Source organism: Clostridium estertheticum (assembly GCF_011065935.2).
In the GTDB taxonomy this organism is placed as follows: Bacteria; Bacillota; Clostridia; order Clostridiales; family Clostridiaceae; genus Clostridium_AD; species Clostridium_AD estertheticum_A.
In genome coordinates this window covers 795609-812680 of sequence record NZ_JAAMNH020000001.1, presented here as the reverse complement: position 1 = coordinate 812680, position 17072 = coordinate 795609, and the positions used below count along the sequence as shown (strand labels likewise).

The 17072-nt window shown below is 31.5% G+C and carries 18 protein-coding genes; 4 read left to right on the top strand and 14 right to left on the bottom strand.

Annotated features, from left to right (window positions below):
- Window positions 1-36: 36 nt before the first annotated feature.
- The 5 genes from G9F72_RS03735 to G9F72_RS03715 form a co-directional block, all read right to left on the bottom strand.
- Complete coding sequence (locus G9F72_RS03735) at window positions 37-291, bottom strand: hypothetical protein (RefSeq protein ID WP_164958568.1); 255 nt, start codon at window positions 289-291, stop codon at window positions 37-39.
- A gap of 81 nt (window positions 292-372) precedes the next feature.
- A complete protein-coding gene (locus G9F72_RS03730) occupies window positions 373-1194 on the bottom strand; it encodes a PTS system mannose/fructose/sorbose family transporter subunit IID (RefSeq protein ID WP_202054876.1) in 822 nt (273 codons plus the stop codon).
- Window position 1195: 1 nt separating this feature from the next.
- Window positions 1196-2008 carry a PTS mannose/fructose/sorbose/N-acetylgalactosamine transporter subunit IIC gene (locus G9F72_RS03725; protein ID WP_164958570.1) on the bottom strand — a complete coding sequence of 271 codons (813 nt, stop codon included), beginning with the start codon at window positions 2006-2008 and terminating at the stop codon, window positions 1196-1198.
- Between the two features lie 24 nt (window positions 2009-2032).
- Window positions 2033-2524 carry a PTS system mannose/fructose/N-acetylgalactosamine-transporter subunit IIB gene (locus tag G9F72_RS03720; protein WP_164958571.1) on the bottom strand — a complete coding sequence of 164 codons (492 nt, stop codon included), beginning with the start codon at window positions 2522-2524 and terminating at the stop codon, window positions 2033-2035.
- Window positions 2525-2542: 18 nt separating this feature from the next.
- Window positions 2543-2968, bottom strand: a complete 426-nt coding sequence (locus G9F72_RS03715) for a PTS sugar transporter subunit IIA (protein WP_164958572.1) — start codon at window positions 2966-2968, stop codon at window positions 2543-2545.
- Between the two features lie 277 nt (window positions 2969-3245).
- Between G9F72_RS03715 and G9F72_RS03710 the strand changes: the two genes are divergently transcribed.
- The 3 genes from G9F72_RS03710 (at window position 3246) to pyk (ending at window position 7466) form a co-directional block, all read left to right on the top strand.
- Window positions 3246-4979 carry a class I mannose-6-phosphate isomerase gene (locus G9F72_RS03710; protein ID WP_164958573.1) on the top strand — a complete coding sequence of 578 codons (1734 nt, stop codon included), beginning with the start codon at window positions 3246-3248 and terminating at the stop codon, window positions 4977-4979.
- 15 nt (window positions 4980-4994) lie between these two features.
- Window positions 4995-5729 (top strand): GntR family transcriptional regulator, encoded by a 735-nt coding sequence (locus tag G9F72_RS03705; RefSeq protein WP_164958574.1) that lies wholly within the window; start codon window positions 4995-4997, stop codon window positions 5727-5729.
- Between the two features lie 303 nt (window positions 5730-6032).
- Window positions 6033-7466, top strand: a complete 1434-nt coding sequence (pyk, locus tag G9F72_RS03700; RefSeq protein ID WP_164958575.1) for a pyruvate kinase — start codon at window positions 6033-6035, stop codon at window positions 7464-7466.
- 290 nt (window positions 7467-7756) lie between these two features.
- Here pyk and G9F72_RS03695 read toward each other — a convergent pair whose 3' ends face one another.
- Complete coding sequence (locus G9F72_RS03695; protein WP_164958576.1) at window positions 7757-8194, bottom strand: putative immunity protein; 438 nt, start codon at window positions 8192-8194, stop codon at window positions 7757-7759.
- 173 nt (window positions 8195-8367) lie between these two features.
- Here G9F72_RS03695 and G9F72_RS03690 point away from each other — a divergent pair, with 173 nt between their 5' ends.
- Window positions 8368-8724, top strand: coding sequence for a hypothetical protein (locus G9F72_RS03690; RefSeq protein WP_164958577.1), 357 nt, complete (start codon window positions 8368-8370; stop codon window positions 8722-8724).
- A gap of 422 nt (window positions 8725-9146) precedes the next feature.
- On the opposite strand, the gene G9F72_RS03685 is transcribed toward G9F72_RS03690, so the two are convergent.
- From G9F72_RS03685 to G9F72_RS03650, 8 genes are all read right to left on the bottom strand, one after another.
- Window positions 9147-11255: a M56 family metallopeptidase gene (locus G9F72_RS03685; protein WP_164958578.1), complete on the bottom strand. Its 2109-nt coding sequence runs from the start codon at window positions 11253-11255 to the stop codon at window positions 9147-9149.
- Window positions 11236-11628, bottom strand: a complete 393-nt coding sequence (locus tag G9F72_RS03680; RefSeq protein ID WP_164958579.1) for a BlaI/MecI/CopY family transcriptional regulator — start codon at window positions 11626-11628, stop codon at window positions 11236-11238. The genes G9F72_RS03685 and G9F72_RS03680 overlap by 20 nt, the downstream gene beginning before the upstream one ends.
- Window positions 11629-11887: 259 nt before the next feature.
- On the bottom strand, window positions 11888-12685 hold the full coding sequence (locus tag G9F72_RS03675) for an ABC transporter permease subunit (RefSeq protein WP_164958580.1): 798 nt from the start codon (window positions 12683-12685) through the stop codon (window positions 11888-11890).
- A 14-nt stretch (window positions 12686-12699) separates the two neighbouring features.
- Entirely contained in the window at window positions 12700-13578 is an 879-nt protein-coding gene (locus G9F72_RS03670) for an ABC transporter ATP-binding protein (protein ID WP_164958581.1), read from the bottom strand.
- Window positions 13579-13793: 215 nt separating this feature from the next.
- A complete protein-coding gene (locus tag G9F72_RS03665; protein ID WP_164958582.1) occupies window positions 13794-14915 on the bottom strand; it encodes a DUF1648 domain-containing protein in 1122 nt (373 codons plus the stop codon).
- 11 nt (window positions 14916-14926) lie between these two features.
- Complete coding sequence (locus tag G9F72_RS03660; protein ID WP_164958583.1) at window positions 14927-15307, bottom strand: GntR family transcriptional regulator; 381 nt, start codon at window positions 15305-15307, stop codon at window positions 14927-14929.
- Between the two features lie 20 nt (window positions 15308-15327).
- The gene (locus tag G9F72_RS03655; protein ID WP_164958584.1) at window positions 15328-15774 is read right to left on the bottom strand and encodes a DUF3887 domain-containing protein; all 447 of its coding nucleotides are present in this window, start codon (window positions 15772-15774) and stop codon (window positions 15328-15330) included.
- Between the two features lie 269 nt (window positions 15775-16043).
- Complete coding sequence (locus G9F72_RS03650; protein WP_164958585.1) at window positions 16044-16895, bottom strand: AraC family transcriptional regulator; 852 nt, start codon at window positions 16893-16895, stop codon at window positions 16044-16046.
- Window positions 16896-17072: the final 177 nt, after the last annotated feature.

Here is a 17072-nt window from a genome sequence, read left to right as displayed (position 1 = left end):
ATTATTAATATTAGTAAATTCACTATTGTTAATAACTTAGTTTTCAGATTTTTTTATTAAAAGAAGAACATTTTTTTTTATTGGCAATATAGAAATCCACATAGTAACAAATAAAATAAAACTAACTGATGTAAATAGAAGTATTGTTAAACTAAATATTCCACCTATGAAGCTCCTCGTAAAAAAATATATACTCAATAATATAGATGTTAACACCGCAAGAGTAATAACCATTTTTCTAATCCTAAGTAACATTGAGTATCTTTGAACTATCTCCTTTTTACAATCCATAATATTTACCTCCACTAATTATTACTTAAACACTGGTAAAACATAGAGATTGAGTACCAGACTCAATCTCATTTTTAATTATTAGAAAAATTTAAGTGCTACTCCTATGCAAGATAAAATTACAAGTATCCCCATAACCTTTAATGATGACATCTTTTTCTTAGCCATTAACCACCAGCAGAATAGAACTAAAATTAATGGTAAAAGTTTAGGGAAAATTCCATCTAAAATACCCATAACTGCAATCCCTTTTTTTGCACCAGTATCTATTACCAAACTGGTTGTGACATTTACAAAAGAAGCAGCTACACCACCAACTACAATTCCTCCTAAAAGGTTGAAAGATTCTCTTGCACGTTTAGCCGTTTCCCCAACAATAAGATCAACTGATTTTGTTCCTAACTTATATCCCTTCATAAATACAAAATAACTTAAAGCTGTTATGGTTGTTAAGTATGTTACAATGTAGAAGATTGGTCCTAAAGGGTTTCCCCCCTCAGAAAGTCCCATACCAATAGATATAAGTAGAGGTATATACATTCCAGGAATCATCGCATCCCCAATTCCTGCTAATGGTCCCATAAGCCCTATTTTTATACTATTAATAACTTCATCGTCAATTTCAGCCCCATTTGCACGCTCTTCTTCCATTCCGCACACTATTCCGTTAATTACAGATCCGAGTTGTGGTTCAGAATTATAAAATGTCGAATGTCTTTTCATGGCTTTTTGTTTCTCTTCCTTGTTATCTCCATACAGCTTATTTATAACAGGCATCATAGAAACTGCAAATCCAAATGCTTCTAACCATTCATAAGACATGGATGATAAATTACCTATATACCATGAAAACCAAGATTTTCTAAGTGTTTTTTTATCTAATTTTTTTATAATCTGTGTCATACTATATGTCCTCCTCTTCATCATCTTTTCCACTAAAGCTTGGTTTCAATGTACTTTGTTTAAAATAGAGATAAGCGAAGAAAGCTCCAATAAATGCAAGAGAAATCATATTTATTTTAAGAGTTGCAACTAATGTAAATCCAAATAGAAATTGTATTAATTCTAAGTCTTTCTTAATTACTTGTCTTAAAAGAATCGCTACACCTACTGCTGGGAGCATCCCACCTAAAACAGTAAGAGTTCTCATTACAAATGAAGTTGTAGGAAACATATTCAAAATATTAGTTGCAATTGATGATCCCATATATAGCACCGTAAAAGTTGGTATAAATCTTAATAAGAAAGTTGTTATTTGAGGACCTACAAAATGATTAAACCTCAATCCTTTCTCATCACCTTTTTCAATACAGGCTATGGCTTTATGATTCCAAAAAGAATTTGTTATCATCATAAAGTTAAAAAATATTGTACCTACAGCCCCTACAGCTGTAGCAATTGCGACAGCAGATCCTACAGATGCGCCACCTTTAACAGCTAATACGCCAAGCCCTACTCCTATATATGCAGCAGAATTTAAGTCTTGAGGCATTGATCCACCTGGAGTAACAAGTGCAATATATACAACTTGAACTGCTACACCAACTATTATTCCTGTTTGTACATCGCCTAGAATTATACCTATCAATAAACCAGATACTAGTGGTCTACTTAATGTATACCATCCTCCAGATAGACCTAAAATCCAAGGAACTGAAAGTGATCCTAAATAAGCAAGAACTCCTATAATTGTTGCCTGTAAAATACTTACTGTCATACTTTTTCCCCCTCTTTCTAATATTTATTTTATAAAATTATTTCTTACTTGATTCCAAAGTACACTCTTGCCATCTGGCACAAGTCTAAAATCTATATCATATCCCTTTTGAAACAATTTTTCATAAGCCAATGCTTCTTCATCTGTAATGTCAGCATTATTATTAATATTTTTAGTATTATCTCTAGCACTCTGCGGACCCACATTAATTTTTTTTATATTTACCTTTAAATCATTATCTACTAGTATTTTTGCCATTGTCATAGGTTCTTTCGTAATAAGAAAATACTTCTTTTCGCTATTAATAACTTGCTCCTTTTTATTTAAAAATTCTTCTAATGTAAAAATCAAAGTCTTTTTATCAGATGCTGACTTAAGAACTGTTTTTAATACTTGATCATTTGCAGCTTTGTCATTCACAGCAATAATACCATCACAAGGTTTTTCCATTGCCCACCTGGTTACAACTTGCCCATGAATAATTCTATCATCAATTCTTATAAAGCTAATGCTCATTACGATTCACTCCTTTATTCATATTGTATCTTCATCTTGACCTTTATCCTCTATTTTAAAGTTTATTATGCCCTCTCTAGCTGTAGCTATTATATCGATTACTTCTTTTTCAGTAATTTCATTCTCAATCATTAAAACGCTTATTAACATGATCAGATTTAACCCAGTTAATATTTTCGACTTTTTTAACAACCCTTTTTCAGATAAAATACTTACTACAGAATTATAAGGTGACCCACCTTTTATATCTGATAGTACTACTATCTGTTCCGAACCACTAATGTCTTGAATTACATCTGTTAGCTTTTTCTTATAGTCTTCGATTCCCATGTTCTCTTCTAGGCACAAATAAATAACATTTGTTAATTCTCCAAAAAACATCTTAGCTGCCTCATAATTTCCTTTTGCTAGTGTACCATGACTCACAATAAGTATTTTTTTCATTAGCTCCTCCTTTAAATTATGCATATGTAATTACATATCAACTATAATTCTTGTTTTGATTATAAGTCCCTTATGTAATGGTTGTCAATACATTTTTTTCAGTTTTTAGTCCTTTTTCTTTATAACATTATTTAATAAGGTTATAACATATCCATATATGTTAGTAATTATATCCATTGTTCTATATATATATTTAAATATAATTGATATATGTTATAACATATGTTAATATTAAAACAATATGATAGTAATATTAATCAATAGGAAGGTGAGTTTCATGTCAAATTATGATAAATTTCCAGAAAATAAAATTTTTGGATATGATGAATCTGCATTAGAAGGTTACGAGAATATTTTAAATAAAATTAAATGTGATATCTCAAAAAAAAGCAAATCTATCATTGTAATAGATTGCTATCCCGGAGTAAACGAAATCGAAGTTTTATGTGAATTTAAAAAATTAAAACCCGCTCTAATTATAAATTCTAATGAATGTTGCATCGACGGTGATACTATAACGAAAATGATTAAAGATTATTTAACCGAAGATCGAGTATTTGGTGTTTTATCAACAAAAGAATTCGATGAATTCTTTATAGAGGACAAACTCCAAATATATAGAAATAAAATAGATGCTGTAGCTGAAGGCGTTATATTAGTATACGGGGTGGGTGCTTCTTTAATTACATCAGGGGATATATTGATTTATGCAGATCTTACTCGTTGGGAGATCCAAACGCGATATAGAAATGGTCTGGCTAATTGGAACACGGATAATTATGATGCTCCAATATTATCTAAATATAAGAGAGGATACTTTGTAGAATGGCGTTTAGCAGATAGACATAAAAAGAAAATCTTTCATAAAATAGATTATCTTTTGGATACAAATATTAGCAATTTACCAAAACTAGTTTCAGGCGAAGCCCTTAGAGATGGACTCCGTCAACTTGTCCATAGACCGTTTAGAATGGTCCCATACTTTGATGTAGGTGTGTGGGGAGGTCAGTGGATGAAAAAGCACTTTGATTTAGATGAAAAACAGCCTAATTTTGCATGGAGTTTCGATGGCGTTCCTGAAGAAAATAGTTTATATTTAAAGTACGGAGATGTAAAAATTCAAATTCCTGCAATTAATCTGGTTTTTTTTCAACCACAAAAGTTATTAGGTGAAAGAGTTCACGCTCGTTTTGGAACAGAATTCCCAATTAGATTTGATTTGTTAGATACCATAAACGGACAAAATCTATCATTGCAAGTTCATCCATTAACAGAATATATACAAGAAAATTTTGGTATGCATTATACTCAAGATGAAAGCTACTATATATTAGATGCGAAGGAAGATGCCACTGTTTATTTAGGAGTAAAAGATGGAATAAACAAAGAAGAAATGTTATCTGATTTAAAAAAATCTGAAAGTGGAGAATTGATTTTCCCAGACGGAAAATATATTAACAGATTTCCAGCTAAGAAACATGATCACTTTTTAATTCCTGCTGGAACTATTCATTGTTCTGGATCCAACGCAATGATTTTGGAAATAAGTGCAACTCCTTATATATTTACTTTTAAATTATGGGATTGGGGAAGATTGGGACTCGACGGACTGCCTAGGCCAATTCATTTGAAGCACGGTGAAAAAGTAATTCAATGGGATAGAAACACGACTTGGGTAAAGGCAAATTTAATAAATAAAATAGATATTATTAATACTGAAAACAACTGTATTGAAGAAAAGACAGGGTTACATGAAAGAGAATTTATCGAAACTAGAAGAAATTGGTTCGACAAAACAGTTCACCATATCACAAATGGCAGTGTTAATGTTTTAAACTTAGTCCAAGGAGAAGAAGCTATTGTAGAAAGCCCCAATAATAGTTTTGAACCTTTTATAGTACATTACGCTGAAACTTTTATAATTCCAGCCTGCGTAGAGGAATATTTGATTACACCTTGCGGAAAATCAATTGGAAATAGAATAGCTACAATTAAAGCCTATGTACGATAGCTATGGAGGTAAAATATGTTTGATAAGTCCAAAGGAGCAAAACCATTATATTTACAATTATCTGAGATATTAGAAATAGAAATAAACTCTGACAAATATAAACCTGGCGATTTGCTTCTTACTGAGTTTGATTATGTAGAAAAATATAATTTAAGTAGAATAACTGTAAGGCAAGCAATACGTGAGCTCGTATTAAAGGGTTATATTAAACGTATTAAAGGTAAGGGAACTATCATTTTACCCCCTATAATAGAAGAACCCCTAATAAGAATTAAAAGTTTTACAAATGAATTAAGGGATCGTGGTATAGTTCCTTCAACCAAAAGTGCAAAAATAGTAATTACTAAGTCTTTTGGTGAAACATCCAAGTATTTAAATCAAAATGATGGTGATGAAGCCTATAAGCTTACCAGAATACGTTGTGCAAATGATGTTCCTATAGTGATATTTGAAACCTATCTTAAAAAGCAACTTGACATGAGCTTAGATAATAAAGTATATTATGGCTCTTTGTACGAATATTTGATAAAAGAAAAAAATGTAGAAGTGGTAAAGATAACTCAACGTATCTCTGCTGCTATAGCAGACAACAAAACTAGCCAATTGTTAAATATTAAACCTGGAGATCCTATTTTGACTTTAAAAAGACAATCTTTTGATATTAATAATAATATAATTGAGTATACCATTTGCAATTATGTAGCAGAAAGATATGAATATTATATTGAAATTAAAAATGGCAACTCCTAATATCTTTGACACCAATTTATAAGAGAATATTATAATTAACCTCATAGATTTTCTATGAGGTTAATTTTCCTATTTCCACTAAAACCCCTTCAATTTTCTTCATATATCATCATTACTTATAATTGAAATTTATGTTATATTTAGTATATAAAAAAGTATAATTTAGTAAACACTTATATAATAATGCAAATTAATTTCATATTGAATAGTATTAGTTTTCATATTACCCTTTAATTTTTCACTATAAATCTATGTAAGTCAGCATTTTGCTGGTTATACACCAAGGAAAGGAGTTAATAAACAATGAGAATGACCAAAATAATATGTACCTTAGGGCCTGCGGTAGATGATGATAATTTATTAGAACAATTAATACTGGGAGGTATGGATGTAGCAAGATTAAATTTTTCTCATGGTACTCACGAGGAACAAAAGGTAAGATTGGATAGAGTAAAAAAAGTTAGAGAAAAATTAAACATCCCAGTTCCATTATTGCTAGATATTAAAGGGCCTAAAATTAGATTAGGTAAATTTGAAAAAGATGAAGTAATATTACAAAATGGTAATGAGTTTGTACTTGTAAATGAAAATATTTTAGGAACAGAGGATAGATCAACTATTTCCCACAAGCAGCTATATAAAGATGTTAAGATTGGCACAATAATATTAATAAATGATGGTCTTATAGAATTAGAAGTAGAAAAGGTGGTGGGCAAGGACATCTATTGCAAAATATTAAATGGTGGCGCCGTAAGTAATAACAAAGGAGTAAATGTTCCAGAAACAGACACACATTTACCCGCAATAACAGCGCAGGATGTTGAAGATATAAAGTTTGCTATAGAAAATGAATTTGATTTTATCGCTTGTTCTTTTGTAAGAAAGGCTTCAAATATAACTGAAGTGAGAGAAGTGTTAAAAAGATATGGTGGGCAGGATATAATGATAATTTCAAAGATTGAAAATAGAGAAGGCGTAAGTAATTTTGATGAAATATTAATGGTTTCAGATGGTATTATGGTAGCCAGAGGAGATTTAGGGGTAGAGATACCTACAGAGGAAGTTCCAATTGTTCAAAAAATGATAATCAAAAAATGTTACCAAAGTGGTAAACCAGTAATAACAGCAACTCAAATGCTAGATTCAATGATTAACAATCCAAGGCCTACTAGAGCCGAAGCTAGTGATGTAGCAAATGCTGTATATGATGGAACTAGTGCAATTATGCTTTCGGGTGAAAGTGCAATTGGTAAATATCCTATTGAAAGTGTAAAAACTATGGTTAAGATTGCTCAAACGGCAGAAAAATCTATTGATTATGGTAGTAAACTAGCTGCAATGCAATTTAACCTGGTGGAAAATGTTACGAACGCTATAAGTTATGCAACTTGTGCAATTGCACTGCAGTTAAAGGCAGCTGCAATAATTTCTGCAACTCAATCTGGGCAAACCGCTAGAATGATTTCTAGATTTAGGGCATATTGTCCCATAATAGCAACTACATCAAATCCAAGAGTTCAAAGACAGCTATGTATTTCCTGGGGGGTAGTTCCATTACTAGTTAGAGAAGCTTTAAATGTTGAAGAAATGTTTGAAATTGGAGTTAAAAGAGCTTTAAGCATTAAATTAGTTAAAGAAGGAGATATTATTGTAATAACAGCTGGAGGGCCAGTAGGAATAGTTGGAACAACTAATCTATTAAAGGTTCAAACAGTAGGCAATACCCTTAAAATATAACCGGATATTGATGTTATTGATAAATATCAATAAAAATGGCTCTCAATTAATTTTGAGTGCCATTTTCTTTGTATTGTTCTCATTTTTTATAGATTAAATCATCACCTGCGGTGCTGCAATATTAACGACTTCAGAAGGAGATTTACCCCCTTGTAGACCTCTGGAGTAGATAACAATTCTCAATTGTTATCCTCCCACTAAAGTTTTCTTTTTGTTGCAGTATATGACCCCCGCTTATAGAAGTGGGAGACTTTCCTTCTGAAATGTCGTTAAATCATAGTACAATCATGCTAATTGGAATTGCCCCTCAAATCGAGCAAGTGCTGGTATTGCCAATCACGTTCCTTTGCAATAGCTGTGGCTGCATAATTAGCAGCGTGAACTGCATGACCAGCAACATGGGCAGTTGCTGCAGCGTGCCCAGCTGCACGAGCAACTGCACGGGCCTCACCTTCATCCGCATCTCGGGCTGAAGCATGAGCAGTAAATGCGGCGCAGCGTGCCTCACTCACAGATATCTCACCGCGTACCCATGCCCTCCCCGCCTCTATAGCTTCCCTAGGTCTGTTGTCATCGGGATACTTATCCTCAAAATATGATAGTACATGCTCCGCACAATCAGTAGCCCAAATTGCTAACGTTCTGTGATCCATCTTGACCGTGAGCTCTGCTATCTCCTTCTTAATGTCACTATCGATTTTTTTATCTGAAAAACTTATTTTTTTCATATTATACCTCCTTATAATTTTCTAAAGCTAATATAAATCTTTAATCGCAAGGAACTTAGCTATTAATTATCAATTTTCTCTATGTAGATATCTATTATACAATAATAATGATATAATTAAGCAAAAATTTTGTTAGAGCTTATATTTTATTTAAAATAATTGGGAGGCGTAAAATGCTAGCTAAAAGTAACGCATTTGAAAAATATAAAAAATCAGTTAGTATGATTAATAAAGAGATAGTAGCTGAGCTGGATAACCCTTTACAATTAAAAAGTATAAGAGATAGAGATTTATCTCAATTATTTATTAGAGTAGTTGAAAGAGTTAATAAAAATTATAGAAAAAGTAATCAAACAGTTGTGGAACAAATTAATAAAGTTACTGGATTCAATGTTAATAGATTTAATAAGCTATTTACTGCAAATGTAGAATTTATTCCAAATAAAGAAGAAATCAGAATACTGGGATGGTTATTGTCTAATGATATAGATGATTTTATAAAAGAATTCGAAATCAAATATGAGGAATAAACCACTACAGCCTCCATCTTAAACTGCAAATTAAATCATCACCTGCGGTGCTGCAATATTAACGACTTCAGAAGAAGATTTAGACTCCCACTTAAGTTTTTTCTTTGTTGCAGCATGTAACTCCCACCTATAGAAGTAGGAGACTTCCCTTCTGAAATGTCGTTAAACATTATTGTTTCGGATATTGGGAATAAAAAAACCGACCTATTTAAGACAAGTCGGTTTTTTTATGATATTATTGCACCGCGTAATCCTAAAGCAGTAATCCATGGGGTTTTCCTACCCTATTTTATATATCACTTGCTATTTTATATATCACTTGCTATTTTATATATCACTTGCTATTTTATATATCACTTGCTATTTTATATATTACTTTCCATTTTATTGTATTCCTCGTTTTAACTTCTAACCTGTAATATTTATGTCAATGGTACCAATTCACCATTTATTAATTTTAGGACAATCCCCTTTTGATTGTTTAATTTTAGATACTCAATAAGATTTTTTCGGAGCAATTCTGAACGATTCTTACTGCCCCCACTATCTCCCAAAATTTTATCATAAACCCCCTTTATTTCACTTTTAGAAACTGGCATTATGCAGAAGTTTTTTATAGATTTAGAATAGTAGGAACCATCCATAGATTCTACATATTCATCTAATGTATAGCTACCATTGGCATTTTTAGTATAAGTAATTGCCGCAGGAATGTCACTACCGCTTACCTCGGACAGTGTTTTATCAATAAAACTAAATTTGGTACTTAAAACAAATACAAAAACTTTAAGTTTATTTCCTTCCTCATAACTACCAAATATTGTAGGTGCAACAACAGTAAATCCGTCCTGGTGCCTACAATATTGTTTAACTGCCGCATCATAAACAAGTTTTTCTATGTTTCCTGAAACATTTGCCTTAGAATAGGGCAGCTTTATTTCTGCAATTGGTGAAAGCTCAATATGCTTATCAATTTGTGTTTGTATATCAATTTCGTTAGCAGTTAACTCTTTTACCAATGCATCTTTAAGTAAGTCTGCCTTCCCACCAAGCACAGAAAGGTCACCGTATTTCTTTTCAAAAGCAGCCCTTATGAATGAATAGGTGTAGTTATATTTTAATTCATCTATTTTCCCGTCGGACTGAGAACCACGAAATGCAAAGGTTACTTCGTCAAGATTATCAATCATGCAAAATAAAACTAATGCATTTTTACTTATATTAGAAAAAGTTACATTATCACGACTCACAATTGGCCATTCCCTTACAATATTTTCTTTTGGTTCGTAATACACATTGAGCTTATAAGGCTGTTTGTCTGTTACCATTGAAATATATTGTTGCTTAAAGTAGCTATCAGGCACAGGCAGGTTGTTTACTATAGCAGAAACCTTGCTATTATCTCCTACAAAGGGTGTTTTATATTTTGAAATTTCTTCCAAGTTGTATGTTGACATTTTAACTCCTTCGACACTGGATGTGGCAACTTTCCCTTTCCCGACGCCTGCACCTAAATATAAGGCACCAAATATAACGCATCCTAGCAAAATAACTGATAAAATTATTATCCCTCTGGATTTTCTACTATGGTTCATAATTGCTACTAATCTTTCTTTTAAACCCTTTTTCTCTTCACACATAGTTACCTGCAATATCCCATTAGGATATTTATACTGTGCTACAACGGATATTAATGTATCACCATAAGCTTGTTTTTCTGCTGGACTAAGATTTTTAATAACCGCTTCGTCACAAGCTAGTTCACAAGAACTATTAATTTCCTTTTTAATAAAGTACATAAGTGGGTTAAACCAGTGAATTGATGACGCTATCATTGTTAGCCATTTTACCGCAATATCAAAACGTTTAAGATGCACAATTTCATGAAGTAAAATATTTTTAAGCTGCGTTTCACTAAAGCTCGCATCCGGAATAATGATATATGGTCTTGCAATCCCAATTAGCATTGGTGTATTTAAAAATCGATTACGGAAAAGCCTTACCTTACGTCGTCCATTCAATAATGTAACTAGCATTTCATTTTCTCTATTAGTAGCTGAAATATTTGATCCATTCAGATATTTTAAAAATCGACCATACCCAGTTAAGTTAACGATAAGTGTAATTATTATGCCCAGTAGCCAAAGGTATACACTATACCGGTTAAATAAATCCACAAAATGTCTACCCTGTACAACCTCACCATTATTAACAGCATTGGATACGTTTTCTTGAACATTGGGAAGGGAATTTGATTTTGATATATTAGTACCAGTCTCCACCACTGGTTGGATTACACCTTGAGAGGTTGCTACCACTGGTGTTTGATTACCATAAAACAGTTCATTCATAATACTTGTTTCAAAAGAAAATGGCAGTATCAATCTTAGAATTACCACAATCCAAATGTAGTATTGTATAGTCTTTGAAAGTTTGTGCTTTATAAATGGCTTCACAGCAAATATTAATACCGCAAGAATGCTACCCGATAAGGAAAGTGATAACAATAGTTTAACTATTTCGCTCGTCACTATCACCTACCTTAAATAAATTGCGTAGCTCCTCAATGTCAGTATCGTCAAGCTTTTTACTTCCCAAAAGAGATGCTACAAGTTTTTTTGCACTTCCAGAATATAATCGGTTAATTAAGCTTTGGGTAGTATATTCATTGTATTCTTTTTCAGTAACCAAAGGCTTATAATAGAACACCTCTTTTTTAGTAGCTATTACTACACCCTTTTCACAAAGTCTACGAAGTAATGTTTTTATTGTAGAGGCTTCCCATTTGCTAGTCTGCTCAAGGGTTTTTCTAATATCCGCTATAGGAAGTTCACAACCTGCTTCCCATAATACACGAATAACTTCAACTTCAGATTCTGTTATTTTCGAAACCAATGCACTCATATTCACTGCTCCCTTCCGAGTTACGTTTGTAACCTTAATTATAGTTTACAACCGTAACCTTTATATGTCAATAGGTAACTGAGAATAAATGTAAGCTTACTTTTATATACTAAATTATTTACCAACAAAGCGGTAACCGATTCCGACTGCTGTTAGTTTTTCCTAGTTTTTGGAATAAGTAGTATTATTGAAATACAAAAATAAGAAAGTAGGTAGATTTGCATTCACAACTCTACCTACTTTTTTACTTTCTTATACTTTAAACAGATATATCCTTCCTTCTATATACAGCATATGTTAGTGCTATACTAATTACCATAATTGATAGCATAATGAATATATATAATGGTTCTATTGCATTAGCCTTTAATATATCCCCCGCATCCACATATTTAAAGGGGCTCAAGTATTTTAAATTTTGCAATTTATCTGATACTCCTGAAATTATACCAAAAAAATAACATACAAATACTAGCCCTAAGGAAACTGATAGAATATTTCTACTCTTTTTTATTATTGTAGACATGAAAAATGAAATCGTAGCAAATGTAAAATGTAGTAATATAGTAGCAATAACCAGCAAAGAAAAAGTTTTTATTGATACTGTCTCACTTTTAGCAAATTGGAAGCCCAGAATACTTATAATAGCAGTGATTCCATTTAAGCTTAAAATATTAGCACTCATTGCCAGCAATTTTTCAGTAACAATCCGAGTCCTTGTAACAGGCTTTGAGAGTAAAAATTCAACGGTTTTTTCATTCTGTTCCTTAGAGATAATGTTCGATGCCAGCAGTGAGGCAAAAATACTTCCTAGCAGCGTGGTCATCATATAAATTTCTATACCGTAAAAGCCTAATATAGTACCCATGTCCAGTTTGTCCATACTAAATGCCTTTTTAAGGGGTTCTGGATAAGCACTTAAAAGCGCCTTCATATTTTGATTTTTCATGTTAAATTGAGGATAAATACTTAGCATTAATAAAACAAGACCACCTAGTACAATACTCCATATAATTAAAGACTTTAGATTTCTTGAAATTTCTCTTTTAAAAATCATATTATCCCCTCTTTCTATTTTTCGTAATAATGCATAAACACTTCTTCAAGTGAAGGCTCTTCAATTAGTAGATCTTTAAATTCCATATCATTCAATTTACTAATAAGCACTTTCATATCTCCATTGTATAATAGTTTAATGCTACTGCCCGTTACTTCTTTTTTCACAATACCATCAATAACAAGTTCAAAATCTTTAATTTTATCTAAGGTTAAAAATATATTTTTAAATCTGCTTTTCATTAAATTTTCAATAGATTCTACTTTTATAAGCTTTCCATCTTTAATAATTCCCACTCTATCGCACAGCTTTTGAACTTCACTTAATACATGAGATGAAAAGAACACTGATGTCCCTTTTTCTCTCTCCTCTTTTAAAAGCTCAAAAAATACATTTTGGATTAAAGGGTCAAGTCCACTAGTGGGCTCATCTAATATTAATAGCTTAGGTTCATGTAGCAATGCTTGAACTATACTTACTTTCTTGCGATTTCCAAAGGATAAATCTTCAATCTTTCTGTTTAGGTCAAGGTCAAGCTTATCCGCCAGCTCTTTCATTCTTTTAGGATTTTCTTTTTTATGAAACTTGGCTGAATAGATAAGGAGATCACTTACCTTCATATCATCATAGTAGAATACCTCAGAGGGTATATATCCTACATTTTGTCTTATGTCCTTTGATTTTTTAACAATATCCATTCCAAATATTGTAGCACTACCACTAGTAGGAAAAATGAAATTTAAAAGTGTTCTAATGGTTGTGCTCTTCCCTGCACCATTTGGACCAATAAACCCAAATATCTCACCTTCCTCAATGGACAAACTCAGATCAATTATTCCTCTACTTTTTTTATTATAAAATTTAGTTAGATTATTAATATCAACAATTTTCATAGATTTACCTCCATCATTCATATCTTTGATATAGATAAGTTAAAATTAGTTTTTTTCTCTAACATTCTTTTCTATATATTATCTAATTTACCAATATTCTAAAGACTGTTTAAAGTATATTTTACCATTAATACCACTATATTTCAACTTCTCACCTTGTATTACAAATATATTAAACGCTCTAAACTCAAATTAGAAGTTTAGAGCGTTTAATTTTAATTCAATATATAAGGAAATATTAATATTAATATTCCCACACCTACAGCTAGTAATATGCCTTCCATTCTTCCTAAATTAACTGTCCACCCTACCCCAAATCTTTTTTCAATAAAAATTGTTGCATCTTCCTTATTTATATAAAAAATTCCAAACTTCCAGTACTTATCATCATTCCTATCCAGCATTTTATTACCATTAGACGCAACATTGTCTTTAATTTTTAATCTACTTCCTCCCTGACCTGTGTATATTGATAAATAAATAAAAACAGCAGCAAGGATCGAAATGATTATAATTAACAGAATTATCATTGATTTGCCAGACAATTGTGCAACTTGAAATATAATTAAATTTGTATAAAGAAAAAATAAATTAATAATGGTTGCAGCAAAAACCATATAGCCTGACCATATATATCTGAATCTTTTATTTTTCTCTTTTGATTGCTGTGGACTTGAGGTATTTAATTGCTGTTTCCCCCACCCAATTACCTTATATAATCCAAAGAAAATAATTAAGAAAACTACTTGGAATTTTGGGATTACATAAATAATTTTTGAAGATTTTATCATATTTCCATTTACTTCTCCAGCAAAGTCCCAATGAGTTGGTACTATCTCAGGTAGAAAATTATAATATTTAAAACCAATATAAAATGTAATTGCAATCATTAATACAGAAACGAAAAACCACCAAGGTGACACCAAGCTTTTAGTACTTTTGTCTTTAGAAAAATTAGTATCAATTGTAACAATCTGCTTTTTTTCAGAATTCCAGCATTGCTTCTGTTTTATTTTAAAGACCTTTTTATTGCTAAACATATAAATGATTAGTGTAAATAACAAATATAATAAAATTAATATAGTATACTCAATAGACGCATAATAGTTAAGAAAAATATACATTATTATTACTATAAAAATGCCAAATATAACAGTGTTAAGTATAAGATACCTATTATATACTTTTTTTAGAAGTGCATTATCCCTCTCATTTTCTGGTATTCTTATTCCGAAATATATTTCTTTTCTTGTAATCTTTGGTTTAGCAATTTGGAATAAAAAAATCACTATAAAAACGCAAAAATTAAAGATAAAATTTTCAGTATTATTAATCATCTTGTTTCACCTCATTTATTTAAATACTGTTTAAAAGCAGCCCTAGTGATTTTCATAAATTCCTCTTCAGTAATTCCTCTGCAATAGGCCTCTCCAATTATAAAATCCATTTCTTCCTTCAGCTGCTCATGATATTCCTCTGTGAGTAGTGTACTTGTACTATTTATTAACGCACCTTTTCTTCTATCTATTGAAATAAATCCCTCAGCTTTTAGTTCATTATATGTTTTATTTACGGTATGCATGTTAATACCAATATCCTCTGCCATTTGACGTACTGAAGGCAAGCTTTCCCCCTGTAAAAGCTCGCCTTTTGCCATTCCAAGAATTATTTGTTTTTTTAATTGAACATATATTGGTATTTCACTTTCAAAATCTATTTTTATAATCATTATTATCACCTGACTTTAGTTTATTTTAAAAGATTAGGAGATTTGAAAAATATACCTTCTACAAGTATTTTACCATCCTTCTCCGAAAAACTAGCGGTAATCTGAACATCATTTTCTTCCTTAGAGTATTTTGCATTATATATTACAGTTTTAAATATCTTTTCATCTTTTTTACTTTCAGATGCAGCAGAAAATTTCTTAGACTCATACTTTCCTATCTTCTCGCTAAAGGAAGTGCAAAGTGTTTTAAAGCTTTCCTCTGTAATAGCTTTTTTTACTTCAGCACTAAAATCTTTTGAAAATTGTGCATAATCACCTTTATCTATTGCCATAATCATATTCTCAGTTAATGGTCCAGCAAATTCCACATCCTTTTCTGTTAGCTTTTTAGTGCATCCAGTAAATATTGAAGCTATAACAAGCACTGAACATAAAACAACAAATAACCTTTTAAAAGAATTTTTCATAATCTTTCCCCCCTATATACTTATCAATTCTACAGATATATGCAATTTTTCCTCAGCTTTGAATTTATTTTCTTGTTATATCTGTTATACATATACTATAACAGATATAACTATTGTTCAACATCACTATTCTTTATTTTTTTACCAAAATTAACCTAAATATCCATTCTAGTGTTAATATCTTCTATTTCCTTTGTTTTACTTTAAATTTAATAAAGGGCCACCAAAAAAAAGTGACTATAATATTTTATAGCCACTTTTCATCTCTATTACTTCTTAATAGGAATCCAAACCTCACATCTGTAATCCGGAGAATAAAAATCCCCTTCAGGATAAACCTCAATCTCTGGTGCACAATCATGCTGATATCCTGTAGAAGGCATCCATTCTGAAAATATTCTTCTAGTAATATCTTGTATAGCTTCAGGTAGTTTTCCCACTGATTCAAATACAGCCCAAGTTGCTGCAGGTATAGTTGCCGAAATATATCCTTTGGGAAGGGGTTCTTTGATTTTCTCAACTCCGATCATATAGTTAAATCCTTCACTATTATCGAAATCCTTACATACACCCAGGACACCAAGCTTGCCTGCCTTTGAGCAAATCCACTCGTAGGAACCATCCTTCTTGCAATCATCCCAGAATTTAGGTATCTGTATGAAGTTTTCTCCGTCTACCATAGTTATTCTTGTTTGTTTCCCTATTACTGTAAAGCTTCCTTTTTCTACAATCTTATAATTCATATCTTTTTCTCCTTTTATCGAAATATGAAAGGATAGTTTAGGATATGCCTTCAGATTCGCTCCCGGCTCCCTTGCTGCTGTGGGGCTTATTCCATGCATTTTTCCAAAAGCCTTTGTGAATGCTTCTGGCGTTTCATAGCCATACCTGTAAGCTACATTAATGATCTTTTCACCAGATATAATATCCTGTGCAGCTAGGGTAAGCCTTCTCCTACGTATATATTCAGCTATTGTAACTCCGGTTATCATATGATACATACGCTGAAAATGAAACGTGGAAGATAAAGCAATTTTAGCCACCTTTTCAATATCAAGTTTTTCGGTAATGTTAGCCTCTAGATATTCTAATGCATCATTCATTGAATCTAGCCAATCCATAAAACCACTCCTTCCTATTTCTATATTAAATCTTTTCTACTTATTTGTCCTGTCTTTAAATGCTCCCTGATGACAGGTTTAGATTATGGAGAATATCACCTAACCTCATTTGTAAATTTTTCATATAATTCATCCCTTCCTCTTGAATCATAGAAAGCTTATAACTTACTTTTTTTA

Coding starts and splice junctions, on each gene's coding strand:
- G9F72_RS03650 (WP_164958585.1), bottom strand. CDS start 16,895: ATGGATTGGCTAGATTCAATGAATGATGCATTAGAATATCTAGAGGCT.
- G9F72_RS03695 (WP_164958576.1), bottom strand. CDS start 8,194: ATGAAAAAAATAAGTTTTTCAGATAAAAAAATCGATAGTGACATTAAG.
- G9F72_RS03720 (WP_164958571.1), bottom strand. CDS start 2,524: ATGAGCATTAGCTTTATAAGAATTGATGATAGAATTATTCATGGGCAA.
- G9F72_RS03710 (WP_164958573.1), top strand. CDS start 3,246: ATGTCAAATTATGATAAATTTCCAGAAAATAAAATTTTTGGATATGAT.
- G9F72_RS03730 (WP_202054876.1), bottom strand. CDS start 1,194: ATGACACAGATTATAAAAAAATTAGATAAAAAAACACTTAGAAAATCT.
- G9F72_RS03675 (WP_164958580.1), bottom strand. CDS start 12,685: ATGATTTTTAAAAGAGAAATTTCAAGAAATCTAAAGTCTTTAATTATA.
- G9F72_RS03655 (WP_164958584.1), bottom strand. CDS start 15,774: ATGAAAAATTCTTTTAAAAGGTTATTTGTTGTTTTATGTTCAGTGCTT.
- G9F72_RS03735 (WP_164958568.1), bottom strand. CDS start 291: ATGGATTGTAAAAAGGAGATAGTTCAAAGATACTCAATGTTACTTAGG.
- G9F72_RS03680 (WP_164958579.1), bottom strand. CDS start 11,628: ATGAGTGCATTGGTTTCGAAAATAACAGAATCTGAAGTTGAAGTTATT.
- G9F72_RS03665 (WP_164958582.1), bottom strand. CDS start 14,915: ATGATTAATAATACTGAAAATTTTATCTTTAATTTTTGCGTTTTTATA.
- G9F72_RS03690 (WP_164958577.1), top strand. CDS start 8,368: ATGCTAGCTAAAAGTAACGCATTTGAAAAATATAAAAAATCAGTTAGT.
- pyk (WP_164958575.1), top strand. CDS start 6,033: ATGAGAATGACCAAAATAATATGTACCTTAGGGCCTGCGGTAGATGAT.
- G9F72_RS03670 (WP_164958581.1), bottom strand. CDS start 13,578: ATGAAAATTGTTGATATTAATAATCTAACTAAATTTTATAATAAAAAA.
- G9F72_RS03660 (WP_164958583.1), bottom strand. CDS start 15,307: ATGATTATAAAAATAGATTTTGAAAGTGAAATACCAATATATGTTCAA.
- G9F72_RS03715 (WP_164958572.1), bottom strand. CDS start 2,968: ATGAAAAAAATACTTATTGTGAGTCATGGTACACTAGCAAAAGGAAAT.
- G9F72_RS03705 (WP_164958574.1), top strand. CDS start 4,995: ATGTTTGATAAGTCCAAAGGAGCAAAACCATTATATTTACAATTATCT.
- G9F72_RS03725 (WP_164958570.1), bottom strand. CDS start 2,008: ATGACAGTAAGTATTTTACAGGCAACAATTATAGGAGTTCTTGCTTAT.